Source organism: uncultured Pseudokineococcus sp. (genome assembly GCF_947495735.1).
Taxonomy (GTDB): domain Bacteria; phylum Actinomycetota; class Actinomycetes; order Actinomycetales; family Quadrisphaeraceae; genus Pseudokineococcus.
Genome location: NZ_CANMAA010000004.1, coordinates 141,696 through 166,635, shown reverse-complemented (window position 1 = coordinate 166,635; position 24,940 = coordinate 141,696). Strand labels below are relative to the sequence as shown.

Below are 24,940 nucleotides of genomic sequence, written 5' to 3'. Positions count from 1 at the left end.
GGGTCGACGTCGGCAGCGTGCGGGTCGGGATGGCGGCGTGCGACCCCGACGGCCTCGTGGCCACCGCGGTCGAGACGCTCGCGCGCGACCTCCCGGCGCCCGCGCGTCGGGGCGCCCCTCGCGGCGACGCAGCGCCTCGGGACCCCGAGGCTCTGCCCGCCGACGTGCTCCGGCTGGCCGCCGAGGTGCGCGAGCGCCGGGCCGTCGAGGTCGTCGTCGGCCTGCCGCGCTCGCTGTCGGGGGACGAGGGCAGAGCCGCCTCCATCGCCCGGCAGTACGCTGGCCGCCTCGCCGACGTCGTCGCACCCGTCCCGGTCCGGCTCGTCGACGAGCGGCTGAGCACGGCCGGCGCCCACCGCGCCCTGCACGAGGGCGGCACCAGCGGGCGTCGCCACCGCGCGGTCGTGGACCAGGTCGCCGCCGCGTGGATCCTGCAGACGGCCCTGGACCTGGAGCGGTCCTCGGGCCGACCGCCGGGCTCGCTCGCGAGACCGCTCGGCCCCGACGGGCGGCGCCGGGACCGCGCGCCGGTCGAGCCCGACGCGGACGAGCACGACCGGACGGGGCACGACCAGCACGAGCCGCAGCACCAGCACGACGACGAGGTCGGTAGGCGCACGGGGGCGCTGCGCACCGGCGAGGACCCGCAGGGGCGGACGAGCAGTCCGCACCCGGAGGAGGACGCCACCGTGAGCACCACCCAGCACCCCGTGCCGCGACCACCTCGCCGTGCCGTCCTGCCGTCGCCCGCCGCAGCGGCGCGCGCGGAGGAGGGCCGATGAGCCGCCGCAGCCGCCAGCCGGTGCGCCCGGACGTGCCCCTCGTGGGCGCCATCGCCGACCCCACGGCCCCTGATCCGGCGGCCGAGCCCCGCCGACGGGGCGGGCGCGGCGTGCGGCGCGCCGTCACCGCGGTGGTCCTCGTGCTCGCCCTCGCGCTCGTGGCGGGTGCCGGCCTCGTCGGCTGGAACTTCCTCCGACCGCTGCTGGACCGCGAGGACGCGCCCACCGACTTCGCCGGTCCCGGCACCGGCGAGGTGCAGGTCCAGGTCGAGCAGGGCGACACCGGCCAGGCCATCGGCGAGACGCTGGTGGAGGCGGGCGTCGTGCAGAGCGTGGGGGCCTTCGTCTCGGCCGCCGCCGCCGAGCCCGAGTCGGCGAGCATCCAGCCCGGCACCTACGCGCTCCGCGAGGAGATGTCCGCCGCCGGTGCGCTCGACCTGCTGCTCTCGCCGGCCGCGCGGGTCGACCTGCAGGTCCAGCTCATCGAGGGGCTGCGGGCCGAGGCCGCGCTCGCCCAGATCGCCGCCGACACCGGCCTGCCCGTCGAGGAGCTGCGCGCGGCGGGGTCCGACCCCGCGGTGACGCTGCCGGCGGAGGCCGAGGGGAACCTCGAGGGCTACCTCTTCCCCGCCACCTACACGTTCGAGCCCGACGTCACCCCCGTCGAGGTCATCGCGACCATGGTGAGCCGCGCCGAGCAGGGGCTCGTCGAGGGCGGCATCCCGCCCGAGCGCTGGCACCGCACCATGACGGTGGCGAGCCTGGTGGAGGCCGAGGCCTCGCGCGAGGAGGACCGGCCCCGGGTCGCCCGGGTCATCGAGAACCGCGTGGGCATCGACATGCCGCTGCAGTTCGACACGACCGTGGACTACGCGACGGGCAAGCGCGGGGTCACCACCACCGACGAGGACCGCGCGACGGACTCCCCCTACAACACCTACGTCTACCCGGGCCTGCCGCCGGGACCGATCAACTCGCCGGGGGACAGCGCCATCGCGGCGGCGTCCGCCCCGGCCGAGGGCCCGTGGCTGTACTTCGTCGCGGTCGACCCGTCCACGGGCGAGACCCGCTTCGCGGAGACCTTCGAGGAGCACTCGGTCAACGTGCGGCTGTTCCAGCAGTGGCTGCGCGACAACCCCAGCGACTGAGGGCGTCGTGACCGAGGGTTCCGGGACCGGGGGCTCCGTGACCGAGGAGCACGGTGCCGACCGGTGGCCCGCGGACGTCGACGGCCTCCGGCGCGCGGCGGTGCTCGGCTCGCCGATCGCCCACTCGCTGTCCCCGGCGCTGCACCGGGCCGCCTACGCGCAGCTCGGCCTGCCGGGGTGGCGCTACGACGCGGTGGACGTGGTCGAGGCCGACCTGGCGGGCTTCCTCGCCGGCTGCGGCCCCGAGTGGGCGGGCCTGTCCCTGACGATGCCGCTCAAGCGGGCGGTGCTGCCGCTGCTCGACGACGTCGACGAGGTCGTGCGGGCGACCGGCGTGGTGAACACCGTGACGTGGGAGCCGGCCGGTGACGGCGGCGTCGGCCGGCGTGCCCTGGGGGCCAACACCGACGTCGAGGGCCTCGTGCGGGCCCTGCGCCCGGCGGTCGAGGAGGCCGGGCGCACGTCTGACCTGCGCGGCGCCGTGCTCGGCGGGGGAGCCACCGCTGTCTCGGCCGTCGCGGCGCTGGCGGCGCTGGGCTGCTCCTCGGTCGTCGCGCACGTGCGCTCGCCCGCCCGGGCGGCGGCCCTCGTCGACGTCGGCGCGCGCTGCGGGGCGCAGGTCGAGCTGGCGCCGTGGGACGCCGCGGCGTCGGGCCTCGCCGGGGCCGACGTCGTCATCGCCACGGCTCCGGCCGGGGCGGCGGACGAGGTCGCCGCCGGGCTGGCGCCGGGGAGAACCGGCGGTGTCCTGCTCGACGTGGTCTACGACCCGTCGCCGACGGCGCTCGGCGCCGCCTGGGCCGCGGGAGGCCCCGTGGTCGACGGCTTCGAGATGCTCGTCCACCAGGCGGTCGGTCAGGTCCGCCTGATGACGGGACGCGCCCCCGCGGCCGACGTCCTGCGCGAGGCCGGGCTCGCGGAGCGCCGACGGCGCGCCCGCGACGACGCCTGACCCGGTCCCCTCAAGGTGCCCGTGCGGGCTGCCGATGGGCCCTCGGACCCGCCCTGCGACCCCGCCGCCCCTCCGGACGGCCGCGGCGGCCGGGCCGGAGAGGCGCGCGCGTGCGGACCCGCACCCGGCTGGGCGACCTGCTGGTCCAGGAGGGCGTCATCACGCCCGACCAGCTGGTGGAGGCGCTGGCCCACCAGCAGGTGACCAAGCAGCGCCTCGGGCAGGCGCTCGTGAGCACCCGGGCGATCACCGAGGCGCAGCTCATCGCCACCCTGGCCGCGCAGGTCGGCCTGGGCTTCGTGGACCTCACGGAGCACCCCGTGGACCCCTCCGCCGTGGCCCGCGTGCCGGCGGCGCTGTGCCGGCGCAGCTGCCTGCTGCCGATCGGGCTGGACGACTCCCGACGCCTCGTGGTCGCCATGGCCGACCCCGGCGACGTCGTGGCCCTGGACGACCTGCGCAGCATCACGGGCCTCGAGGTGGCGCCGGTGGTGGCCACGCGCGAGGACCTCACGGCAGCCGTCGAGCGCTTCTGCCGGGCGGACGCCGACCTGGACGACCTCACCAGCGCGATGTCCGCGGACCTCGACGAGCAGGAGGACCTCTCGCTCGTGGCGGCGGCCGTCGAGGACGCCCCGATCGTGCGCTACGTGAACCTGCTCATCGACCAGGCGATCACCGACCGCGCCTCCGACATCCACATCGAGCCCGGCGAGCACGAGCTGCGGGTGCGCTTCCGCATCGACGGCGTCCTGCACGAGGTGATGCGCTCGCCGCGCTCGGTGCAGTCGGGGGTGACGTCGCGGCTGAAGATCATGGCGGACATCGACATCGCCGAGCGGCGCAGGCCCCAGGACGGGCGCCTGTCCGTCGTCCACTCCGGGCGCAAGATCGACCTGCGGGTCGCGACGCTGCCGACCGTGTGGGGCGAGAAGGTCGTCATGCGGATCCTGGACAACTCCACGGCGAGCCTCGACCTCGCCGACCTCGGCTTCAGCGACGCCAACCACGCCCGCTACGCGGCGAGCTACCGCAAGCCGTACGGCATGGTGCTGGCGACCGGGCCCACCGGGTCGGGCAAGTCCACGACGCTGTACGCCACGCTCAACCTCGTCAGCCGCCCGGAGATCAACGTGATCACGGTCGAGGACCCGGTGGAGTACCGGCTCCCCGGCATCAACCAGGTGCAGGTGAACCCCAAGGCGGGCCTGACCTTCGCCGGCGCGCTGCGCTCGATCCTGCGCTCGGACCCCGACGTCGTGCTCATCGGCGAGATCCGCGACGCCGAGACGGCGACCATCGCCGTCGAGGCGGCGCTCACGGGCCACCTCGTGCTGTCGACGCTGCACACGAACGACGCCCCGTCGGCGATCACCCGGCTGACCGAGATGGGCATCGAGCCGTTCCTCGTCGGCTCGGCGCTGGACTGCGTGCTCGCCCAGCGCCTCGCCCGGCGCCTGTGCGGGCGGTGCAAGGAGCCGTACCGCCCCGACGAGCGCACGCTCTCGCTGGCGGGCTACCCGCACGTCCCCGGCGAGCCGCCGCCCGTGCTGCACCGGCCGGTGGGCTGCCCGTCGTGCTCGCGGACCGGCTACAAGGGCCGGCTCGCGCTCCACGAGGTGATGTCGGTCACCGAGGGCGTCGAGCGGCTCGCGGTCGAGCGGGCCTCGGCGTCCGAGATCGCCCGCCTGGCCGTGTCGGAGGGCATGACCCGGCTGCGCGAGGACGGGTGGGCGAAGGTGGCCGCTGGCCTGACGTCGCTCGAGGAGGTCCTGCGCGTCGTGGCCTGAGCGCGCTCGCGGACGTGGGGCCGAGCACGGGCCAGGAACACGGGCGGAGAGCTCACCCGGGGGCCGGGACCTCAAGGGCCGGACGGCGGGTGCCGATGGCCCGTCCGTGGACGTCCCCGTGGAGCTGCAGCCCCTGCGCGTGGCCGAGCCCGCCGTGCCCGTGCCCGGCCTCGGTCTCAGCCCTGGCCCTGGTCTCAGCCCTGCTCCTGGCCTCGCCGGGAGCCCGCCGAGCCAGGGACGCACCGTGCTCGGCGGCTCCGTGGAGCCGGTCGTCCCGGCCCCGCGCGCGGGTGGTGACGCCTCGACGGACGAGGCGCCCGTCGTCGACGTCATCGCGGCGCTCGAGGCGATGGTCGCCGTCGGCGCCTCGGACCTGCACCTGACCCGCGGGGCGCCGCCCACCGTGCGCGTGCGCGGCGAGCTGCAGCCGCTGCCGGGCTTCGACGTGTGCACGCGAGAGGGCCTGCGGCGCGCGCTGTTCGACATGCTCACGCAGAAGCAGCGGGAGCGCTTCGAAGAGCGGCTCGAGCTCGACCTGGCGCACGAGGTGCCGGGGCTGGCGCGCTTCCGCGTGAACCTCTACCGCCAGCGGGATGCCGTGGGCGCGGCCTTCCGGCTCATCCCGACGGAGCTGCTGCCGCTGGAGCACCTCGGGATGCCGCCGGCCGTCGCCACGTTCGCCCACCTGCCCCGGGGGCTGGTCCTGGTCACCGGCCCGACGGGCTCGGGGAAGTCGACCACGCTCGCCTCGATCATCGACCTGGCGAACCGGACGCGGCGCGACCACATCATGACGGTCGAGGACCCGGTGGAGTTCTTCCACGAGCACAAGCAGTGCCTGGTCAACCAGCGCGAGGTGGGGGAGGACACCCACTCCTTCGGCGAGGCGCTCAAGCACGCCCTGCGCCAGGACCCCGACATCATCCTCGTCGGCGAGCTGCGCGACCTCGAGACCATCTCCATCGCCCTGACGGCCGCCGAGACCGGCCACCTGGTCTTCGCGACGCTGCACACGCAGGACGCCGCGCAGACCGTCGACCGCGTCATCGACGTGTTCCCCGCCGACCAGCAGGGCCAGATCCGCACGATGCTCGCCTCCGCGCTGCAGGGCGTCGTCTGCCAGACGCTGTGCAAGCGCGCCGACGGCCGCGGACGGGCGGTCGCGACCGAGGTGATGATGGCGACCCCGGCCATCCGCAACCTCATCCGCGAGGGCAAGACCCACCAGATCGCCTCCGCGATGCAGGCCGGCGCCTCCAGCGGGATGCACACGATGGACCAGCACCTGGCCGAGCTCGTCCGCGTGGGCGCGATCACCTACGAGCACGCCGCCGACAAGAGCTCGAGCCCGGCCGACCTCGCCCGGCTCTGCGGCCGGGCCTGAGGGGACGCGCGATGGCGACCGCCACGAAGACCTACGAGTACGCCGTCCGCGACGCGGGCGGCCAGCTCGTCACCGGCACGCTCGACGCCGCCAGCGAGGCCGCGCTCGTCGCCCGCCTCAAGGGGATGGGCTACGCGCCGGTCTCGCTGCAGGAAAAGGGGGGCGGCACCGGACTCAACCGGGAGATCACGCTGCCCGGGGGTGACCGGGTGTCGCTGAAGGACCTGGCCGTCATGTCGCGGCAGTTCGCGACGATGGTGGGCGCGGGCCTGTCGCTCGTGCGCTCGCTGGCGATCCTGGCGGAGCAGACGCAGTCCAAGGGCCTGCAGAAGGCGCTCGCAGAGGTCCGCGGTCGGGTCGAGACCGGTGCGTCGCTGTCCGACAGCCTCGCGGCGCACCCGCGCGTCTTCCCGCCGCTGATGACGAACATGGTCCGGGCGGGCGAGGTGGGGGGCTTCCTCGACAAGGTGCTGCTGCAGGTCGCGGAGACCTTCGAGGCCGAGGTGAAGCTGACCGCCAAGATCAAGTCCGCCATGACCTACCCGGTCGTGGTGTTCGTCATGGCGATCCTGGCCACCGCGGGGATGCTCATCTTCATCGTGCCGGTCTTCGCCGGGATGTTCTCCGACCTCGGCGGCGAGCTCCCGCTGCCCACGCAGGTGCTGGTCGTCCTCAGCGACGTCCTGCGGGTCGGCGCCCCCTTCCTCGTCGTGCTGGCCGTCGCCGGTGCGGTGGCGTGGGGGCGCGTCCGTCACCGGGAGGAGGTGCGGGCGGTCGTCGACCCGCTGAAGCTGCGGCTGCCCGTCTTCGGGACGCTCTTCCGCAAGGTCGCCATCAGCCGTTTCACCCGCAACCTCGGGACGATGGTCACCTGCGGCGTCCCGATCCTGCAGAGCCTGGAGATCGTCGGCGCGACCGCGGGCAACGTCGTCATCCAGCGGGCGACCGAGGACGTCCAGGAGTCGGTGCGCCAGGGGCAGTCCATGACCGCGCCCCTGAGCCGGCACCCCGTCTTCCCGCCGATGGTCGTGCAGATGCTCTCCGTGGGGGAGGACACCGGCGCCATCGACGCGATGCTGCACAAGATCAGCGAGTTCTACGACCAGGAGGTCGAGAGCACGACCGAGGCGCTGACGGCTCTCATCGAGCCGCTGATGATCGCCGTCCTGGGGTCGGTCATCGGGGCCATGATCATCGCCCTCTACATGCCGATCTTCAGCGTCTTCGAGCTCATCGAGTAGACCGGCTCGCCCCGCGACGCCCCGACCCCGTCGATCACGGGACCGGGGCGTCGCGCGTCCCGGGACCGCACGGGCGACGCACCGCGGCAACGGGTCTAACTCCTCAAGAAGGCGGCAGGCGTGCCGACAGGAGAGGAGCAGGGAGTCGCAGAGCGCAGACAGCGCGGGCCCACCGGGCGGCTCGGACCCCGTCGTGAGAAGGAGATACGCCCATGCTGGCTCGCATCCACAAGTCGATCCGCGAGAAGGACGCCGGCTTCACGCTCATCGAGCTGCTCGTCGTCATGATCATCATCGGCATCCTCGCCGCGATCGCCGTCCCGGTCTTCCTGTCGCAGCGCGCCAAGGCCGTCGACACCGGCACGAAGAGCGACGTGTCCGTCGTCGGCAAGGAGATCGCCGCCTACTACGTCGACGGCACCAGCCCGCTGACGGTGACCATCGCCAGTGACAAGTACTCGATCGCCCAGGTAAGTGGCACTACAGCCGTCCCTCTGACGACTGGGCCGGTCAGCTCGGGGACGGTCGTCGACCAGAGCAAGGTCGTCTCCGCTGAGAACTGGTGCGTGTCTTTCAGCAACCCCAAGGGCACCAACGGGAACAACATCTGGCAGTTCTCGGTCGCTGGGCTCGCCAAGGGCACCTGCCCCTGATCAACCACACCTGAGGGAGGGCCGCTGCCGCGGCCCTCCCTCTCGCAGGCTGAAGGTCAAGACGCTGCAGCGAAGGGCGGGATGAGATGCGCGACGTGGACGCGGGCTTCTCCCTCGTCGAGGTCATGGTCGCCGCGCTCGTGCTCGCCGTCGGCGCCGCCGCGGTCGCGAGCGTGCTCATCGGCGCCCTCGGCCTTACCCGCGACAACGCTCAGCGCGTGCAGGCGGCCGGGCTCATGACGGCGCAGCTCGAGGCCGCCCGCGCCCGGCCGGTCGACGACATCCCCGCGACGACGACCTCGACGACCACCGAGGCCGGGACGACCTACACGACGACGACCTCGGCGGCGTGGGGGACCAGCGGCGGCGGGACCGACGCGTGCGTCGACGCCACGGTGCTCACGGCGACGAAGCGGGTGGTGGTGACCGTGACGTGGCCCGACATGGGCACCACCGAGCCGGTGACCGGGACCACCCTGGTCGCGGCGACGCCGACGTCCGAGGTCCTCACCACGCTCCCAGGGGCGGTCGCCGTGCAGGTGCGCGACGCCGACGGCGCCGGCGTCCCCGACGCGCAGGTGGTGCTGTCGGCCGGCGGGACGGCGACGACCGGGTCCACCGGCTGCGCCAGCTTCACCGGCGTCTCCGCGGGCTCGTACACCGCGGCCGCCTCCAAGGCCGGTGCCGTCGGTCGCAGCGGTGAGGCGGCCGTCAGCACAGGCGCCTTCAGCGTGCTCCCCGGACGGGTGGCTCGTCCCCGTGCGGACCTCGACCTCGCCGGGACGCTGACCGTGAGCACCGTGGCCCCGGCCGCCGGTGCGGCGGTCAGGGACGCACCCCTGACGCTGGACGCCCCGTTCTTCACCCCGAGGACGCGGCGCGTCGTCCTGCCGTGCGGCTCCGCCGCCGCTGGGTCCCCCTGCGTCGACGTCTCGGTGAGCCCGTCGGTGGTGCGGGGGCTCTTCCCGGGTGCGTACCGGGTGGCCGGCTGCTCCTCGGCCCCCGGCCCTGAGGCGGTCACGGTCGAGCGCGGGAAGACGACGGCGACGACGCTGTCGCTGGCCACCGCGAACCTGGTGAGCGCCACCACGACGCCCTTGCCGGCCACCCTGTACGCCCGGCCCGCGCCGGACGGCCCGTGCCAGTCCGCACCTTCGCTCACCATCGAGGGGCCGGCAGGGCCGCGCTCCGTCGCGATGCCCGACGGCTCGTGGACCTTCTCCCGCTCGGCGGACTACGTCACGTCCGTCACGGTCTCGTTGGCGGCCTCGACCTCCACGACGGTCCAGGTGCCGCAGTGAGGCGCTCCCGGGCGGCGGCGTCCTCGGGGGACCGGGGCGTCACCCTGGTCGAGCTGCTCGTCGCGATGTCGTGCGCCTCCCTCGTCCTCCTCTGCCTGGCCTCGGTGTTCGCGGCCGACCTCCGGAGCACCACCGACGTCCGCGACCGGACGACGGCTGCCGCTGAGGTCCGGCACGCCGTCGACGTGATGTCGCGGCGGCTGCGCGTGGCGACCCCTCCCAGCACGGGTGGTCCCGCCTTCCAGGTGGTGGAGCCGTCCACGGTGCGCTTCACCGCCAGCATCGAGCCGCCCGGGTCCGCCGAAGCCGTCGACCCCGCGCTCACGCTCGTCACCTACCGGTACGACGCGGACCTGGACTGCCTCGCCGAGACGCTCAGCGCCGAGGACGGCAGCGGGGCGCGGACCACCTGCGTCATGCGTGGTGCCACGTCCGGCTCGGTGGTGCTGACCTACTTCGCCGACACCGCGTCGGGGGACGTCGCCCCCGACGCCGCCGCCGTCCGTGGCGTGGGTGTCGAGCTGACGTCGTCGGTCGTCCGCGGTGGTCGGTCGTCGTCGAGCTCGGCGGCCACCCGCGTCGCCTGCCCCAACACCGTCCCTCGCGCCTGATCGGAGAACGCACGTGCACGAGCAGCAGAGCGGGAGGGGCGGCGCGGTCGGGCGGCTGCTCCACCGGCGGGGCGGGCACGACGCCGAGCGCGGCGGGGCGCTCGTCATGGTGGTCGGCGCCATCAGCGTCCTCACCGCCTTCGCGCTCGTCGCGCTCCTCGCGGCCATGACCGCGGCACCTCTGAGCCGGCGGGCGCAGGACGCCCGCAGCGCCACGGCCGCCGCGCAGGCGGGCATCGACGACTACCTCGCCCACCTCGTCGCCAACCCGACCTACTACACGAGCGGGGTCAGCGGGGTCGACGCCGGGAACCCGGCGTTCGGCACCGGCGCTCCTGTGCCCGCCTCAGCAGGCAGCACCTTCACGTACCAGCTGCTCACCACGCCGGCCCAGACGGTCCAGGACGGGGTGATCCGGCTCCGCGCGACGGGGACCACCGACGGCACCTCCCGCAGCCTCACGGCGACCATGTCGCAGGCCGGCTTCCTCGACTACATCTACTTCTCCGACCTCGAGGTCCGCGACCCCGCCCTCGTGACGATGCGCGAGGTGAACGCCACGGTCGTCGGAGTCAGCGGGACGTACTCGCCGGACACGAAGGCCTACGCGGAACGGTGCGGCACGTACTACTACGCCGGGCGCCACGCCACTGGCTCGTTGACCAGCAGCTCCGCGGAGTACACGAGCTCGGCGGAGATGCCGTACTACGTCCGTGACGCGGAGGGCCTGACCGCGAGCACCGACTACGGCCGGACGGTGCGCTTCAGCTGCGGCGAGATCTCCTTCGGCTACGGGGACGTCATCGACGGACCCCTGCACACCAACGACGCCATGCGGATCGCCTCGGGCGGGTTGACCTTCAAGAGCCCGGTCACCGAGTCGAGCTGGCCAGACGGAGGGACCTTCCCTCCTCGTGCGGCGTCCCGCTGGTGGGGCGACGGCAGCCCGAGCAGCGGCAGCTTCAAGCCGGTCTACGCGCCGCCCCTGCAGCTCCCCGGGTCCAACGGCGACCTCAGGGCGCGGGTCCTCTCCGCGGGCAGGGAGGCGGGCTGCACGTACACGGGTGAGACCCGCATCGTCTTCGACGGTGCGCAGATGCGCGTCCTCAGCCCGCAGACCACGGTCTCGACCCCGGGGTGCTTCGACGCGAGCACGGGGACGAGGGAGACCGAGCAGGTCATCAGCCCCGTCCCGCCGCTCGTCTACGTCGACGACCTGGGCGGGACCTGCCCCAGCACGACGTCCCTCGGCTACCCCATGGCCGGGGAAGCCGCCGCAGGGGCCACAGCCATCGACTACGCCTGCGCCAACGGGACGGCCTTCGTGCAGGGGAAGGTCTCCGGCCAGGTCACCGTCGCGTCGGCGCGCGACGTCGTGGTGACCGGAGACCTGACGTACGCGACGGGCACGACGGGGACGGACGTCCTCGGCCTCATCCCCAACGGCTTCGCCTGGGTCTACAACCCGCAGCGCGCGGACGGGACCAGGCTGCTCGGGACGCCCGTCGGCACCATCCAGGCGGGCATCCTCTCGATCGGGCACAGCTTCGTCGTCCAGAACTACGACCGCGGCGGCACCCTCGGGAAGCTGACCGTGGACGGCACCATCGCGCAGAAGTACCGCGGCATCGTCCGTCGTGGGGCGAACGGCTACGAGAAGAACTACCGCTTCGACAAGCGGCTGGCCAACCTGCCCCCGCCGTACTTCCTGACGCCCGCCGACTCCCCGTGGACGGTCACCCGTGTGTCGGACGGCTGACGAGTCCTACGGTCACCAGCGATGACCGCGCTCGTGCTCGCCTGCGCCGTCGTCGGCCTGCTCGTCGGCTCGTTCCTCAACGTGGTCGTGCACCGGGTGCCGTCGGGGGAGTCGGTCGTCTCCCCGCCGAGCGCGTGCCCGGACTGCGGGCACCGGCTGCGCGCCCGGGACAACGTGCCGGTGCTGTCGTGGTTGCTCCTGCGCGGTCGCTGCCGTGACTGCCGTGCGCCCATCAGCGCGCGGTACCCGCTGCTCGAACTCGCGTCTGCAACCTTCCTCGCGCTCGTCGCCCTGGAGATCGGCTGGTCGCCGGAGCTCCCGGCGTTCCTGTACCTCGCGTGCGTCGCCGTAGCGCTCACCGCGATCGACCTCGAGCACCACCGGCTGCCGGACGCCATCGTGCTGCCGTCGTACGTCGTCGGCGCCGTGCTGCTCACCGGAGCGGCTGTCGCCCAGGGCGACTGGGGGGCGCTGCTGCGCGCCGCGATCGGTCTCGCCGTCCTGTGGCTCGGCTACTTCGCGCTGGCCCTCGCCAAGCCGGGCGGCATGGGCTTCGGTGACGTCAAGCTCGCCGGGCTGCTCGGCCTGCACCTGGGGTACCTGGGGTGGGCCGAGCTGGCCGTCGGGTCGTTCGCGGCGTTCCTCGTCGGCGGCCTCGTCGGCATCGCGCTGCTCGTCACGGGCCGAGCGGGGAGGAAGTCCGCCATCCCCTTCGGGCCCTTCATGCTCCTCGGGGCGGCGATCGGCGTCGCCGTCGGGCAGGACGTCGCCGCCGGCTACCTGGGTCTCATCGGCCTGCGCTGATCGCGCCACGCCCGTCGCCCGTCCGGCTCAAGCCCCGGTCCGCGGTGCCGATGGAGCACTGACGGCACCCGGCCGTCCGCGCTCGCTGCGCGCGCACGGCAGGAGGTCATGTGGCTCGCTCGAGCATCGGCCTCGACATCGGCACCTCCGGAGTGCGCGCCGCTGAGGTGGCGCACACGAAGGCCGGTCCCGTGCTGGCCCGCTTCGCCTCGGTGGCCCTGCCGCACGGCGCCGTCCGCGACGGCGACGTCCTCGACGGTCCCGCCGTCGCCGCCGCGCTCACCGAGCTGTGGTCGCTGGGCCGGTTCCGCTCGCGCAAGGTGACCATCGGCGTGGCGTCGCAGCGCGTCGTCGTCCGCAGCGTCGACCTGCCGAAGATGCCGCCCGAGGACCTGCGCAAGGCCCTGCCCTTCCAGGTGCAGGACGTCCTGCCCATGCCGGTCGACGAGGCCGTCCTCGACTTCCAGCCCGTCGAGGAGCGCACCAGCGGCGGCCAGACCACCATCCGCGGGCTGCTCGTCGCCGCCTCCGAGGACGCCGTGATGGCTCGTGTCGAGGCCGTCCGCGCAGCCGGGCTGCGCGTCGTCGGCGTCGACCTCGTGCCCTTCGCCCTGCTCCGCTCGGTGGCCAGCCCGCCGGGCAGCCGCGACGGCGCCGAGGCGGTCGTCGACATCGGCGCCCGCGTCACGAACGTGGCCGTGCACGCCCAGGGCGCCCCGCGCTTCGTGCGCGTGCTGCTCGGGGGAGGGGACCGCGTCGTCGACGAGCTCGTCACCTCCGGCCTCGACCCCGACGACGCCCGGCGCCTCCTGCGCGACGAGGGCGTCGCCGTCGACGCGCGGCTGGACGGCGGCGACCCGCGCTCCGCGGCCGTCGTCACCCGGGCCGCCGAGCGCCTGGCCGACGGCGTCCGCGGCTCGCTCGACTACTACGCCGCCACCCAGGGCGCCGACCCCCTGCGCGGCGTCGTCCTCGTCGGCGGGACGGCGCTCGTGCCCGGCTTCGCGGACCTGCTGTCGGACGTCGTGGGCCTGCCGGTGCGCCGCGGCGACGCACTCAGCCGTCTGGTCGTCGGCCCGGCCCACGAGGGCGGCCCGGCCGCCGAGGTCTCGGCGCTGGGCGGGGTCCCGGTCGGTCTCGCCCTGGGCGGTGCGGCGTGAGCTTCCCGAGCCCGTTCGCCGGCGGGACCGGTTCCGCCGGGAGCGCTTTCGCCGTCCCGGGCCAGCGGCGCCAGGAGGACGCCGACGTGGAGGTCGTCGTCCTGGCCGGGGTGCCCCGCGTCGACCTGCTGCCGGCGGCTGTTGCCGCCGGGGACCGCTTCCGCCGGCTGCAGCTCGGCCTGGCCGCGGGCCTCACCCTCGTCCTCGTCGGCGCCGCCGCCGCGACGCTGCTCACGGGCTCGCAGGTCTCGGCCGCCGAGGAGGAGCTCGCCGTCCATCAGTCGCGCACCGTCCAGCTGCAGAACGAGCAGGCCCAGTACGCCGAGGTCCCGCTGCTGCGCGCGCAGTCGGCGGCGCTGACGGAGGCGCGCGACGCCGCCCTCGCCCGCGACGTCCTCTGGCACCGCTACGCGGCGCACCTCGCCAACGAGCTCCCCGCGGACCTGCGCCTGACCTCGATGACGATGCAGCTCGGCGACGCGGTGGCCGCGCCGGCCGTCGACGCCGCGGGAGCGGTGACGCCGGTGGAGGCCTCGGTGGGCGGCCTCACGCTCTCGCTCGAGGGACGGACCGTGCCCGACTCCGCCGACCTGCTCGACGTGCTGGCCGCCACCCCCGGTGTCACCGGTCCCTGGGCGGACAGCACGACGGCCGTCGCCGAGGGGGGCACCACCGTCCAGGCCCACGCCGACCTCTCGAGCGCTGCGCTCTCCGGCCGCTACACCGGCCAGGGCGCCGGCACCTCGGACGTGGCGCGCGAGACGGTGACGGGCGCAGAGGTGGCCGTCGCCCCCGGCGCCGGGGCGCCGGCCCCGAGCACCGACGACGCGGAGGCCAGCTGACGTGCGACTCACCCGGACGACGGCCTGGATCGGGGGAGCGGTCCTGCTCGCCCTCGTGCTCGTCGCGGCCACGTGGCTCCTCCTCGTGAGCCCACGCCAGCAGCTCGCGGCGGACCTGCGCGACCAGGCGGCGTCGACGGCTGCGCAGAACGACCTCCTGGCGGCTCAGGTGGCCCAGCTCCAGCTCGAGCTCGGCGACGTCCCGAAGACGCGCGCCGAGGTGGCCGAGCTGCGCGAGCAGGTGCCCGCCGACGCCGAGCTCGCCACGCTGCTGCGCCAGGTGACGGACCTGGCCGCGCGCTCCGGCGCGACCCTCACGGGCGTGACGCCGAGCGAGCCCGCGGCTGCTGCGGATCCGGGCGCCGTCGCGCCCGTCGAGCCCGTCGCGCCGGACGGCACCACCACGACCCCGGTCACCGCGGCCCCCGGTGTCGAGGTCGTCCCGGTGACGATCACCGCCACCGGGTCCTTCGCGCAGCTGCAGGAGCTGCTGCGGCTCGTGCAGGTGGACCTGCCGCGCGCCGTGCTCGTGCGCAGCGTCGCCCTCACCGGCGGTGAGCCGGGCGGTGACCTGCAGCTGAGCCTCACGGCGGACGCCTTCGCCCTGCCGACGACGCCGCAGGAGGAGCAGCTCGCCGCGCTGGTGGCTGCCGGCGCGACGCCGCTGACCACGGGGGAGCTCGTGCCGAGCCCCGCGCCGACCAGCCCGGGGTTCCCGCCACGGTCCGGCACCGAGGTCCCGGCGCCGACGGCCACCGAGGTCCCCGTGCCGATGACGACCGCGGCGCCGCTGGACGCCGCCGCACCCCCCACTCCGGAGGAGACCCTGTGACCGCCGCGGACACCCACGACCTCGCTGTGCCACCGCCCCCCACGGCACCTCCTGCGCCCGTGCCGTTCGTGCCCGCCCCCGCGAGCTCGCCGGAGCTCGGTGACGCGAACCCCTTCGCACGGGCGGGTGCCCTGGCAGCGCCCGCACCGGAGCCGTCCCCGCTGCCGGGCGGCACGACGTCCCCCTTCCAGGCCGTCCCCACGGTCGTCGGGCCTGCCGCGGGTGCGGCCCGACCGAGGTCCGTGCTCGGACCGGACTCCCGGGCCACGAGCGCCCCCGTGCTCGGCGCAGCCCCCGCTCCGGCGGCCGTGTCGTGGCCCCTCGGCCAGCGGACCTCCTCGCAGGCGCACGGGGATCGGGCCCACCAGGTCGCACCGCCGCCGGAGGTCGTGCCCTCGCCGCGCTCGGACGGGCCGTCGGCGGGGAGTCCGCTGCTCGGCACGGGCGCCACCTCACCTGTTGCGGGTCAGAGCGTCTCGGGCGGCGTCGCACGTCCGGGCACGGCCTTCGCCGCGGTGGGCGCCGCGCTCGTGCCCGGGCAGGGACCTACCGCCGCGAGCAGCGCCCTGCCCTCGACGTCAACTCTCACGCTGCCGGGTCCGACGGCTGTGACGGCACCTCTCACCTCACCCGCGGCGTCACCGGCCGCGACGCCCGCCGGCGCGTCGACCGGAGCGTCTGCGAACGGGACGGCGGCGAGCGGGACGCCGGCGAGCGGTCGGGCCCTCCCGGCCGGCGGCGCCTTCCCCCGTCCCGAGGCGCCGGTGCGCCCGTCCCGGCGGCGCCCCCTGCTCCTCGGCGCCGCGGCCGCCGCGGCGCTCGCCCTGGGCGCGGCCGTCGTCGTGAGCGGGCTGCCTGGCGACCCCCCGGTGCTCGCGCCCGTCACGGGCCCGGTCGTGCCCGGTGCCGTGGCCGGGAGCGCTGGAGCGTCGCCGGACCTCGCCGGCACCGCGCCGACGGACACCACCACATCGACGGGGACCGGTGCCCTGAGCGACGTGCCGGTCGTCCGAGACCCCTTCACGGGCAGCGGGACCCCGGTGGCTGAGGCGCCGGTCGTCGACCCCGGGGTGACCGAGGCGGTGGTGCCCGGCGCCGCGGCCGCCGGGGACGCCGGGACCGCTGCGCCGACAGCTGTCGCCGCAGGTCTGCGGGTCACGTGGACCGAGGTCCGCGAGGGCGGCTGGTACGTGTTCACCGTGGTCGACGGCACGCAGGGCAGCACGGTCGCCGCCACGGCCGGCAGCGCCCTCGGGGTGGAGGCGCCGACCTCCGACGTCGTCTTCGCCGGCCCGAGCACCGTCGTCGACGCCTCCGGCGGCGTGGTCGACAGCGTCTCGGTCCGCACGAGCACCACGGCGCTGCAGCTGGTCCTGGGAGAGACGGTCGTTCTCCCCTGAGCCGCCGCCCAGCCCGCGGACCCGTGGGCGGCCGCCATGCCTGCTGCTGCGAGGATCAGCCCATGCTTCGGTGGCTGACAGCGGGCGAGTCCCACGGACCTGCCCTCGTGGGCGTGATCGAGGGGATGCCCGCCGGCGTCTCGGTGACGACGTCCGACGTGCAGGACGCGCTGGCCCGCAGGCGGCTCGGCTACGGACGCGGCGCGCGGATGTCCTTCGAGGCGGACGCGGTGACCATCCTCGGCGGCGTGCGCCACGGGCTCACGCAGGGCGGCCCCGTCGCGATCCAGGTGGCCAACACGGAGTGGCCCAAGTGGGAGACGGTCATGTCCGCCGACCCCGTGGACGAGGACGTCCTGGCGGCGCAGAAGCGCGGCGCCCCGCTGACGCGCCCGCGCCCGGGGCACGCCGACCTGGTCGGGATGCAGAAGTACGGCTTCGACGAGGCGCGCCCCGTCCTCGAGCGCGCCAGCGCCCGTGAGACGGCCGCCCGCGTGGCGCTCGGCGCCGTCGCGGCCGCCTTCTGCGAGCAGGCCGCCGGCATCCGCCTCGTCAGCCACACCGTGGCCATCGGCACCGCCGGCGCCGCGGACGACGCGCCGCTGCCCGGCCCCGACGACGTCGACGCGCTGGACGAGAACCCCGTGCGCAGCCTCGACGCGGCCGGCTCGGCGGCGATGGTCGCCGAGGTCGACGCCGCCCACAAGGACGGCGACACGCTCGGCGGCGTCGTCGAGGTCCTCGCCTACGGCCTCCCCCCGGGCCTGGGCAGCCACGTGCACTGGGACCGGCGCCTCGACTCCCGCCTGGCCGGCGCCCTCATGGGGATCCAGGCGATCAAGGGCGTCGAGGTCGGCGACGGGTTCCGCACCGCGGCGCGGCGCGGCTCGGCCGCCCACGACGAGATCGAGCGCGGTGACGACGGCTCCCTCCGTCGCCGCACCGGGCGGGCCGGGGGCACCGAGGGCGGCATGAGCACGGGCGAGGTGCTGCGCGTGCGCGCCGCGATGAAGCCCATCGCCACCGTCCCCCGCGCCCTGGCCACCGTCGACGTCGCCACCGGTGAGGCCACGAAGGCGCACCACCAGCGGTCCGACGTCTGCGCCGTCCCGGCCGCGGGGGTGGTGGCCGAGGCGATGACCGCGCTGGTCCTCGCCGAGGCCGTCGTCGAGAAGTTCGGCGGCGACTCCGTCGCCGAGACGCGCCGCAACGTCGAGGCCTACCTGGCCGCGCTGCCCGAGGAGCTGCGCTCGCAGGTCGCCAGCGCCTGAGCAGGTCCCCTGACCGGCTGGTCCGCCGACCCGTCGGCGGGACACCGGAGCCCCGCGCTCAAGGGCCGGGGGCAGGGCGCCGATGAGCTGTCGGACGCGTGCGCCGCTCGGGCGCCGCGCTGCTGACGGGAGCGCTCGTGACTGCTGACCTCCAGGGCGTGACGGCCCCGGCGACGACGTCGCTCGCCGGACTGCTGCCGGCGCCGCGCCAGGAGGCTCGCACGACAGCCCCCGCCGGACCGTCCGACCTCCCCACCGCTCCGCCCGCTGCCGAGACGCCGCTGGAGGCCGCGCAGACCGAGCCCGTGCTCGGCGACGACGAGGTCTCGCCCGCCGACCTGCGGCGGGCGGTGGTCCTGGTGGCGGTGGTGCCCGCGCTCGTCGTCTCGGTCGTCGTCGGCGACGCCGGCGGGGCGCTGGACGCCTCGTCGTCCCCGCTCGGCCTGCTCCCGGGGGCTCTCCTCCTGCTGCCGGGGGGCTCCGCGCTGGTCCACCTCCTGGCCCTCGCGCTCCTGGGCGCGGTGACGGCGGGCGGGGTGACGGTGCTGCGGCACCGGTCCTGGCCGTCCTCGACCGAGAGCGCGCTCCCGGCGGCCGCGGTCGTCCTGGCGCTCGTCGCCCCGCTGCTCGGCCTGGCGGTCACCGACCCGGCGCTCGCCTGCGCCGTGGGCGCCGTCCTGCTCGCGGGCGGCTGCTGCGCGCGGGCGGTGCGGCGTCGCGACCGTGCCGCCGCCACCGGGACCGCCGCGGCGGCGGTCGCGCTGGTCGTGCTCGTGCTGCCCCTCGGGGCGTCGGCCTCGGCGGTCGTCGGCACGCTGTCGTCGCCGTCGGCGCTGCTGTGGCTGGTCGTGGGGAGCGCCCTCCTCGTGCCGGTCGTCCACGGCCGGGCGCGCCTGCTCCTGGCCGCCACCTCCGCCGGGGCGGCCGTCCTCGCAGGGGTCGCGGCTCTCTGACGGGAGCCCGGCGAGCGGGGTCCGTCAGCTCTCGGGCAGCGAGGCGGCGACGGCGTCGACCACCTCCGCGGGGGTGAGACCGGCCGTCGCCACCTCCAGCGTCGCGACCGCCGAGAAGCCCGGCACGCGGCGGGCGTGGACCGCGTCGAGGTCGGGGCGCGCGAGCATCGGGCGACCGCGGTCGTCACCCACGCGCGCCCGCGCCTCGGCGAGCGAGACCTGCAGGTGCACGACCTGCGCGCCGGGCCGCCGGCGGGGGAGGTCCGCCAGGGCCCGCGCCGTCCCCTCGTGCTCGACCGCGCCGCCGCCCAGCGCCAGGACGACGTCCGGGCCCTCCAGCAGGTCGGTGACCACGGTGTGCTCGAGGGCGCGGAACGCCGGCTCGCCCTCGGTGGAGAAGATCTCGGCGACGGAGCGCCCCGCGCGGTCGACGAGGACGTGGTCGGCGTCCCGGAACGGCAGGTGCAGCCGGTCGGCCAGCAGCCGGCCGACCGTGGTCTTGCCCGCCCCGAGGAAGCCGACGAGGACGATCACTCGTCCGCCGCCGGACCGTCGGGGGAGCGACCGGGGGTGCCCGGGGTCGAGACGGCGGCCTCCGCGACCCAGCGCAGCGCCGCGCGGTAGCCGCCGGGGCCCAGCCCCGCGACGACGCCCGTGGCCACGGCGCTGACGTGGCTGTGGTGCCGGAACGCCTCGCGCGCGTGGATGTTGGACAGGTGCACCTCGACGAGCGGGGCGGTGAGCATCGAGCACGCGTCGCGCAGGGCGATCGAGGTGTGGCTCCACGCCGCGGGGTTCAGCACCACGGGGACGGCGTCGTCCGCGGCCCCGTGCAGCCACCCGAGCATCTCGTGCTCGGCGTCGGTCTGGCGGACCTCGACCTCCAGGCCCAGGGAGGGGCCCAGCGCCACCAGGTCCGCCGCGAGCTCCGCGTGCGTCGTGGAGCCGTAGATCCCCGGCTCCCGCAGGCCCAGGCGGCCGAGGTTCGGTCCGTTCAGGACGAGCACGCGCACGGGGAACCTCCGCGGGTTCAGTTCGGACGGGCGCCGACCCGGTCAGCCGGCACCCCTCGGACGGCACGGATGCTCCCACGCGCGGTGCTGGGGCGATCTCCCGCTCGCCGTCCCGACGCACGTCGCGCGCGAGGCGACCTGCAGAAGTCCGGGCGACGCCGCGTCACCGCAGGTCAGCGCCCTCGGCCCGCGGTGTGCACGTAGTTCTGCAGGTCGCCTTGCGGTGCCCGCCCCTCGTCCACCAGCGCGACGACCCTGCGGACCGCCTCCGCGACCTGTTCCGGGGCGCCGACGACCTGCTCCCACGAGAAGCGGAGCACCAGGTAGCCCGAGACGACGAGCGCGTCGTAGCGCTCGCAGTCGCGGGCCAGGGCCGCGCGGGAGCCGTGCCACGCGAAGCTGTCCGCCTCCAGGACGACACGCCGCCCCTCGTCGACGAGGTCGGGGCGAACGCGCCCCAGCGGGCCGGCGTCGACGACGACCTGGGGCACGAACGCGCCCGCGCCGCAGCGCAGCACGACAGCGCGCAGCGCGGACTCGAACGGGTTGTCGCTCCGGCTGTCGGCGGCCGAGGCCACGGCGACGGCCCGCGCACGGCCGGCACCTCGCAGGGCCGCCGCCGCGGCTCGCAGCTCACCGGGGTCCACCAGCCTGCGACGCAGGAAGCCGTCTGCGACCCCGAGCGCCTCCTCGAACGGCATCGAGCGGGCGCAGTCGAGCGCCGTCCGCAGCGGTGCGGTGACGGGCCCGTCCACGTCAGCCGGCGCCAGGTCGCTCCAGTGCAGGCGCGTCCCGGGCAGCGGCCGTCGTCGCCGGGCGGCTCGGGGGACGGTCACCGAGATGCGGGCGGGGCGGTGGAGCGGGTCCACCATCCACAGCTGCGCGGCGCTGGCGTGCGACACCGTGCCGCGGACGGCCGCCGCTGCGCGGAGCGCCGGCGGTGCCGAGGCGAGGGCGTACACGCCCCAGCCGAGGCGCTCGACCTCCCCGCCGGCGACCGCGCGCTGGAGAGCGCCGCGGCCGGCGACGCGCACCAGGGTCGCGGCCGCGGCGGTGCCGCCCCGGCGGGCGAGGTCGTCCAGGAGAGCGCTCACAGCGTCCACGACCGCAGGGTCGCGCCGCGAGGCGCCGTCGTGCCGGCTCCGTGCACAGGTGCCGTCGGGCGCGGGCCGGGGTCAGCCCCGGCCGGAGCCCGAGCTGCGCCACCAGGCGACCTGCAGAAGTCGTCGCCACGCCGCGTCACCCAAGGTCAGAGGACTGCGGCGGGCTGGTGGCGGGACTTCTGCAGGTCGTCTGGCGAACGCGCCGGGCTCCGCGCGAGGTCGTGGGCCGGGGGGACGTGCGGCGCGTGGCTAGGGTCGCCCGGTGAGCGAGCAGAGCGCGGCCCCGGTCCCCACGACGCGGATCACCGTGGACGGGGAGAGGCCCTACGAGGTGCTCGTCGGGCGAGGGCTGCTGGGGGAGCTGCCCGGCATGCTCGGCGACGGGGTGCGCAAGGTGCTCGTCGTCCACCCCCGGGCCCTGCGCACGACGGGGGAGGCCGTGCAGGAGGACCTGCGCGCCGCCGGCTACGAGGCGCTGCTCGCCGAGGTCCCCGACGACGAGGACGCCAAGTCGGCGCAGGTCGCCGCGTTCTGCTGGGGGGTGCTCGGGCAGGCGTCCTTCACCCGCACCGACGCGGTCGTGGCCGTGGGCGGCGGCACCGTGACCGACCTGGCCGGCTTCGTGGCCGCCACCTGGCTGCGCGGGGTCCGCGTCGTCCACGTCCCCACCACGCTGCTCGCCATGGTCGACGCGGCCGTCGGCGGCAAGACGGGCATCAACACCGCCGAGGGCAAGAACCTCGTCGGCGCCTTCCACCCGCCCGCCGGCGTCCTGTGCGACCTCGGGGCGCTGGAGACCCTGCCGGTCAACGACCTGCTCGCCGGGATGGCCGAGGTGGTCAAGGCGGGCTTCGTGGCCGACCCGGTGATCCTCGAGCGCGTCGAGGCGGACCCGCAGGCCGTCCGCGACCCCGCCTCCCCGGTGGTGCGCGAGCTGGTCGAGCGGGCGGTCGCCGTCAAGGCCGACGTCGTGGGCCGGGACCTGCGCGACCTCGGGGACCGCGAGGTCCTCAACTACGGCCACACCCTCGGCCACGCCATCGAGCTGACGGAGCGCTTCGCCTGGCGCCACGGCGCCGCCGTCAGCGTCGGCATGGTCTTCGCCGCCGAGCTGGCCGCGCTCGCCGGGCGCCTCGACGAGTCGGTCGTCGCCCGCCACCGCTCCGTCCTCGGCTCGCTGGGGCTGCCCCTGACCTACCGCGGCGACCGCTGGCCCCAGCTGCTGCAGGCCATGGGCCGGGACAAGAAGACCCGCGGCGACCTGCTGCGCTTCGTCGTCCTCGACGACGTCGCCCGCCCCACGCGGCTCGAGGGCCCCGACCCGCAGCTGCTGGCCGCCGCCTACGGGAGCATCAGCCGCGACTGAGCCGGCGGGGCCCTCCCTGCGGATCACCTCGGGCAGACCGGGGCGCACACGCCCCGCGACCGCAAGGGCGCACGGGGCACCCGTCCGAGTCCGGTCAGCCCTCCGGGCCCGGTCCGGGTGCCCCGCCGCGGTCCCCGTGCGACGGTCCAGCGCATGACCCCGACTGCTGACCACTCGCCCACGCCGACGGAGAACCTCGGCACCGTCTCCCCGACGGGGTTCGCGCACGTGCGCGTGACCGTCACCGACATCGAGCGCTCGCGCGCCTTCTACGACGCCGTCTTCGGCTGGGACGTCGCCTTCGAGGTGCCCGCCGACGCCGACGAGGCCACGCGCGAGCAGCTCGCCTTCCTCTTCGGCGGCGTCATCTACTCCTTCGGGGGCGGCCTCTTCGGCCTGCGACCCGTCGCGCCCGAGGGCGACCGCTTCGACGAGGACCGGGTCGGCCTCGACCACGTCTCCTTCACGGTGGCGCAGCACTCCGAGCTCGAGGCGGCCGCCGAGGTGCTGGACCGCCTCGGCGTCGCCCACGAGCCGGTCAAGGACGTGGGCGGGTACTCGATCCTGGAGTTCCGCGACCCCGACGGCATCGCCCTGGAGCTGACGGCGCTGACGGGCTGAGAGGTCGCGGGGCCGGTCGCGCCCGCCGACGGCGGTAGCCTGGCCCCCTGCCCCGGACGACCGCGCGCCCTGGCGCGCGCACGGCGCTCGGGCGCGGAGCGGGGCACCCGGCCCGCGCCCGTGCCCCGACCCGTGCGAGACCAGCGCTCCGGGCCGACCACCCGCACCCGACGGACGGACTCCTGTGGCCTCGACGAACGACCTGAAGAACGGCACCGTGCTGAAGATCGACGGCCAGCTCTGGGCCGTCGTGGAGTTCCAGCACGTCAAGCCCGGCAAGGGCGGCGCCTTCGTGCGCACCAAGCTGAAGAACGTGCTGTCGGGCAAGGTCGTCGACCGCACCTTCAACGCCGGCCTCAAGGTCGAGACGGCCACAGTCGACCGCCGCGACATGCAGTACCTGTACCGCGACGGCGCGGACTTCGTCTGGATGGACCCCGAGACCTTCGACCAGATGCCGATCGCGGAGGCGACCGTCGGCGACGCCGCGAACTTCCTCCTCGAGGGCGCCACCGCGCAGGTCGCCCTGCACGAGGGCGAGCCGCTCTACGTCGAGCTGCCCACCTCCGTCATCCTCGAGGTGACCTACACCGAGCCGGGCCTGCAGGGCGACCGCTCCACGGGCGGCACCAAGCCGGCGACGGTCGAGACGGGCTACCAGATCGCCGTCCCGCTCTTCCTCGAGACGGGCACCAAGGTCAAGGTCGACACCCGCACGGGCGACTACCTCGGTCGCGTCAGCTGACGTGGCGGCACGCAGCAAGGCCCGCAAGCGGGCCCTGGACGTCCTCTTCGAGGCCGAGCAGCGGGGCCTCCGCCCCCTGGACCTCCTCGCGCAGCGCCTGGCGTCCACGAACCCCTCCGACCCGGGCGCCCCGGCCATGCCGGAGTACGCGGTCGAGCTGGTCGAGCTCGTGGTGGAGCACCTGCCGCGCATCGACGAGCTGCTGGCGACCTACTCCCAGGGGTGGACCGTCGACCGGATGCCGGACGTCGACCGCGGCGTGCTGCGCCTCGGCGCCGCCGAGCTGCTGTGGGGCGACGTGCCGGGCGCCGTGGCGGTCGACGAGGCCGTCGAGCTCGCCCGGACGCTGTCCACGGACGACTCCCCGGGCTTCGTCAACGGCGTCCTCGGCCGCCTGCTCGAGATGAAGCCCGCGCTGCTCGCCTGAGCAGCAGCGACGGGCGCGGCGACGCCGCCGGAGCCGGCCCCCGCTCGGTCGGCCCGGCGCCGGACCGCCTCGCACGCACGAGAGCCGCGGCACCCCCAGGGGGTGCCGCGGCTCTCGTGCGTCGGGGAGCTCCCGCGGCTACAGGTCGGGCAGCGCCACCGCGCGCCGGGCCTCCTCGTCCAGGACGTCCCAGCCGATCAGGCGCTCGGTCAGCGCCGAGGGCGGCAGGTCGAAGATGACTGCGAGGGAGCGCAGGTCGTCGACCCGGATCGGCATCTCGTCGGACTGCTCGTCCCCGCGCGCCTCGCGGATGTCCGCGAGGTAGCGCAGCAGCGGTCCGGACTGCTCCGGCGGGACGCGCCGCAGCGCCTCCAGGTCCAGCACGAGCCGGGGCGGCGGGAGCGCCGTCTCCCCGGGGGTGGTCTCCGGCAGCAGGGCCGTGACCGGGACGTCGTAGAACTCGGCCAGCTCGGCGAGCCGCTGGACGGTGACCGCGCGGTCCCCGCGCTCGTAGGACCCGACGACGACCGCCTTCCAGTGGCCCTGGGACTTGGCCTCGACGCCCTGCAGCGACAGGCCCTGGCGCGTCCGGACCGACCGCAGCCGGTTCCCGAGCACCTTCGCGTACTCCGATGCCACTGCACACCCTCCTGAGGGGCCGGGCGACGGCGCGAGGTGGTCCCGCACCGGCCGGCCGCCTAGATCGTCACTCAGCGTCACCGCACCGTCAAGCGCCGCCACCCGTCCGGTCCACGCCGTCCACCGGTCGGACGCTGAGAGCC

The 24,940-nt window shown here is 75.5% G+C and carries 24 protein-coding genes and 1 pseudogene; 21 read left to right on the top strand and 4 right to left on the bottom strand.

Going from position 1 to position 24,940, the window contains the following annotated elements:
* Positions 1 to 29: 29 nt before the first annotated feature.
* The 17 genes and pseudogenes from ruvX to Q0848_RS08030 all read left to right on the top strand — a co-directional run.
* Positions 30 to 479 (top strand): annotated as a pseudogene (gene ruvX, locus Q0848_RS19030) (Holliday junction resolvase RuvX); the annotation flags it as partial.
* 299 nt (positions 480 to 778) lie between these two features.
* Complete coding sequence (gene mltG / locus Q0848_RS08105; protein ID WP_299036588.1) at positions 779 to 1,930, top strand: endolytic transglycosylase MltG; 1,152 nt, start codon at positions 779 to 781, stop codon at positions 1,928 to 1,930.
* Between the two features lie 37 nt (positions 1,931 to 1,967).
* Positions 1,968 to 2,882, top strand: coding sequence for a shikimate dehydrogenase (locus Q0848_RS08100; protein WP_299036587.1), 915 nt, complete (start codon positions 1,968 to 1,970; stop codon positions 2,880 to 2,882).
* Between the two features lie 110 nt (positions 2,883 to 2,992).
* On the top strand, positions 2,993 to 4,672 hold the full coding sequence (locus tag Q0848_RS08095) for a GspE/PulE family protein (RefSeq protein ID WP_299036586.1): 1,680 nt from the start codon (positions 2,993 to 2,995) through the stop codon (positions 4,670 to 4,672).
* A gap of 118 nt (positions 4,673 to 4,790) precedes the next feature.
* Positions 4,791 to 6,056: a type IV pilus twitching motility protein PilT gene (locus tag Q0848_RS08090; protein WP_299036585.1), complete on the top strand. Its 1,266-nt coding sequence runs from the start codon at positions 4,791 to 4,793 to the stop codon at positions 6,054 to 6,056.
* Positions 6,057 to 6,067: 11 nt separating this feature from the next.
* On the top strand, positions 6,068 to 7,297 hold the full coding sequence (locus Q0848_RS08085; protein WP_299036584.1) for a type II secretion system F family protein: 1,230 nt from the start codon (positions 6,068 to 6,070) through the stop codon (positions 7,295 to 7,297).
* A 212-nt stretch (positions 7,298 to 7,509) separates the two neighbouring features.
* Complete coding sequence (locus Q0848_RS08080) at positions 7,510 to 7,950, top strand: type II secretion system protein (protein WP_299036583.1); 441 nt, start codon at positions 7,510 to 7,512, stop codon at positions 7,948 to 7,950.
* Between the two features lie 86 nt (positions 7,951 to 8,036).
* Complete coding sequence (locus tag Q0848_RS08075) at positions 8,037 to 9,251, top strand: prepilin-type N-terminal cleavage/methylation domain-containing protein (protein WP_299036582.1); 1,215 nt, start codon at positions 8,037 to 8,039, stop codon at positions 9,249 to 9,251.
* Positions 9,248 to 9,862, top strand: a complete 615-nt coding sequence (locus Q0848_RS08070) for a type II secretion system protein J (protein ID WP_299036581.1) — start codon at positions 9,248 to 9,250, stop codon at positions 9,860 to 9,862. Before Q0848_RS08075 ends, Q0848_RS08070 begins: the two co-directional genes overlap by 4 nt.
* Before the next feature lie 13 nt (positions 9,863 to 9,875).
* Positions 9,876 to 11,621, top strand: a complete 1,746-nt coding sequence (locus tag Q0848_RS08065) for a hypothetical protein (RefSeq protein WP_299036580.1) — start codon at positions 9,876 to 9,878, stop codon at positions 11,619 to 11,621.
* A gap of 21 nt (positions 11,622 to 11,642) precedes the next feature.
* Positions 11,643 to 12,425 carry an A24 family peptidase gene (locus Q0848_RS08060; RefSeq protein ID WP_299036579.1) on the top strand — a complete coding sequence of 261 codons (783 nt, stop codon included), beginning with the start codon at positions 11,643 to 11,645 and terminating at the stop codon, positions 12,423 to 12,425.
* A 110-nt stretch (positions 12,426 to 12,535) separates the two neighbouring features.
* Entirely contained in the window at positions 12,536 to 13,585 is a 1,050-nt protein-coding gene (pilM, locus tag Q0848_RS08055; RefSeq protein WP_299036578.1) for a type IV pilus assembly protein PilM, read from the top strand.
* Positions 13,582 to 14,427, top strand: coding sequence for a hypothetical protein (locus Q0848_RS08050; protein ID WP_299036577.1), 846 nt, complete (start codon positions 13,582 to 13,584; stop codon positions 14,425 to 14,427). Before pilM ends, Q0848_RS08050 begins: the two co-directional genes overlap by 4 nt.
* A 1-nt stretch (position 14,428) precedes the next feature.
* Positions 14,429 to 15,259 carry a hypothetical protein gene (locus Q0848_RS08045; protein WP_299036576.1) on the top strand — a complete coding sequence of 277 codons (831 nt, stop codon included), beginning with the start codon at positions 14,429 to 14,431 and terminating at the stop codon, positions 15,257 to 15,259.
* A 764-nt stretch (positions 15,260 to 16,023) separates the two neighbouring features.
* Positions 16,024 to 16,659, top strand: a complete 636-nt coding sequence (locus Q0848_RS08040; RefSeq protein ID WP_299036575.1) for a hypothetical protein — start codon at positions 16,024 to 16,026, stop codon at positions 16,657 to 16,659.
* A 62-nt stretch (positions 16,660 to 16,721) separates the two neighbouring features.
* The gene (gene aroC, locus Q0848_RS08035; protein ID WP_299036574.1) at positions 16,722 to 17,930 is read left to right on the top strand and encodes a chorismate synthase; all 1,209 of its coding nucleotides are present in this window, start codon (positions 16,722 to 16,724) and stop codon (positions 17,928 to 17,930) included.
* Positions 17,931 to 18,067: 137 nt separating this feature from the next.
* The gene (locus tag Q0848_RS08030) at positions 18,068 to 18,883 is read left to right on the top strand and encodes a hypothetical protein (RefSeq protein ID WP_299036573.1); all 816 of its coding nucleotides are present in this window, start codon (positions 18,068 to 18,070) and stop codon (positions 18,881 to 18,883) included.
* 24 nt (positions 18,884 to 18,907) lie between these two features.
* Here Q0848_RS08030 and Q0848_RS08025 read toward each other — a convergent pair whose 3' ends face one another.
* The 3 genes from Q0848_RS08025 to Q0848_RS08015 form a co-directional block, all read right to left on the bottom strand.
* Positions 18,908 to 19,417, bottom strand: a complete 510-nt coding sequence (locus tag Q0848_RS08025; protein WP_299036572.1) for a shikimate kinase — start codon at positions 19,415 to 19,417, stop codon at positions 18,908 to 18,910.
* On the bottom strand, positions 19,414 to 19,896 hold the full coding sequence (gene aroQ / locus Q0848_RS08020) for a type II 3-dehydroquinate dehydratase (RefSeq protein ID WP_299036571.1): 483 nt from the start codon (positions 19,894 to 19,896) through the stop codon (positions 19,414 to 19,416). The genes Q0848_RS08025 and aroQ overlap by 4 nt, the downstream gene beginning before the upstream one ends.
* Before the next feature lie 173 nt (positions 19,897 to 20,069).
* Positions 20,070 to 20,999 carry a DUF559 domain-containing protein gene (locus Q0848_RS08015; RefSeq protein WP_299036570.1) on the bottom strand — a complete coding sequence of 310 codons (930 nt, stop codon included), beginning with the start codon at positions 20,997 to 20,999 and terminating at the stop codon, positions 20,070 to 20,072.
* A 262-nt stretch (positions 21,000 to 21,261) separates the two neighbouring features.
* Between Q0848_RS08015 and aroB the strand changes: the two genes are divergently transcribed.
* From aroB to nusB, 4 genes are all read left to right on the top strand, one after another.
* Positions 21,262 to 22,365, top strand: a complete 1,104-nt coding sequence (gene aroB / locus Q0848_RS08010; protein WP_299036569.1) for a 3-dehydroquinate synthase — start codon at positions 21,262 to 21,264, stop codon at positions 22,363 to 22,365.
* A 153-nt stretch (positions 22,366 to 22,518) separates the two neighbouring features.
* A complete protein-coding gene (locus tag Q0848_RS08005; RefSeq protein WP_299036568.1) occupies positions 22,519 to 22,986 on the top strand; it encodes a VOC family protein in 468 nt (155 codons plus the stop codon).
* Positions 22,987 to 23,170: 184 nt separating this feature from the next.
* On the top strand, positions 23,171 to 23,731 hold the full coding sequence (gene efp / locus Q0848_RS08000; protein WP_299036567.1) for an elongation factor P: 561 nt from the start codon (positions 23,171 to 23,173) through the stop codon (positions 23,729 to 23,731).
* A 1-nt stretch (position 23,732) separates the two neighbouring features.
* Positions 23,733 to 24,158, top strand: coding sequence for a transcription antitermination factor NusB (gene nusB / locus Q0848_RS07995; protein ID WP_299036566.1), 426 nt, complete (start codon positions 23,733 to 23,735; stop codon positions 24,156 to 24,158).
* A gap of 138 nt (positions 24,159 to 24,296) precedes the next feature.
* On the opposite strand, the gene Q0848_RS07990 is transcribed toward nusB, so the two are convergent.
* Entirely contained in the window at positions 24,297 to 24,797 is a 501-nt protein-coding gene (locus Q0848_RS07990; RefSeq protein WP_299036565.1) for a transcriptional regulator, read from the bottom strand.
* Between the last annotated feature and the right edge of the window lie 143 nt (positions 24,798 to 24,940).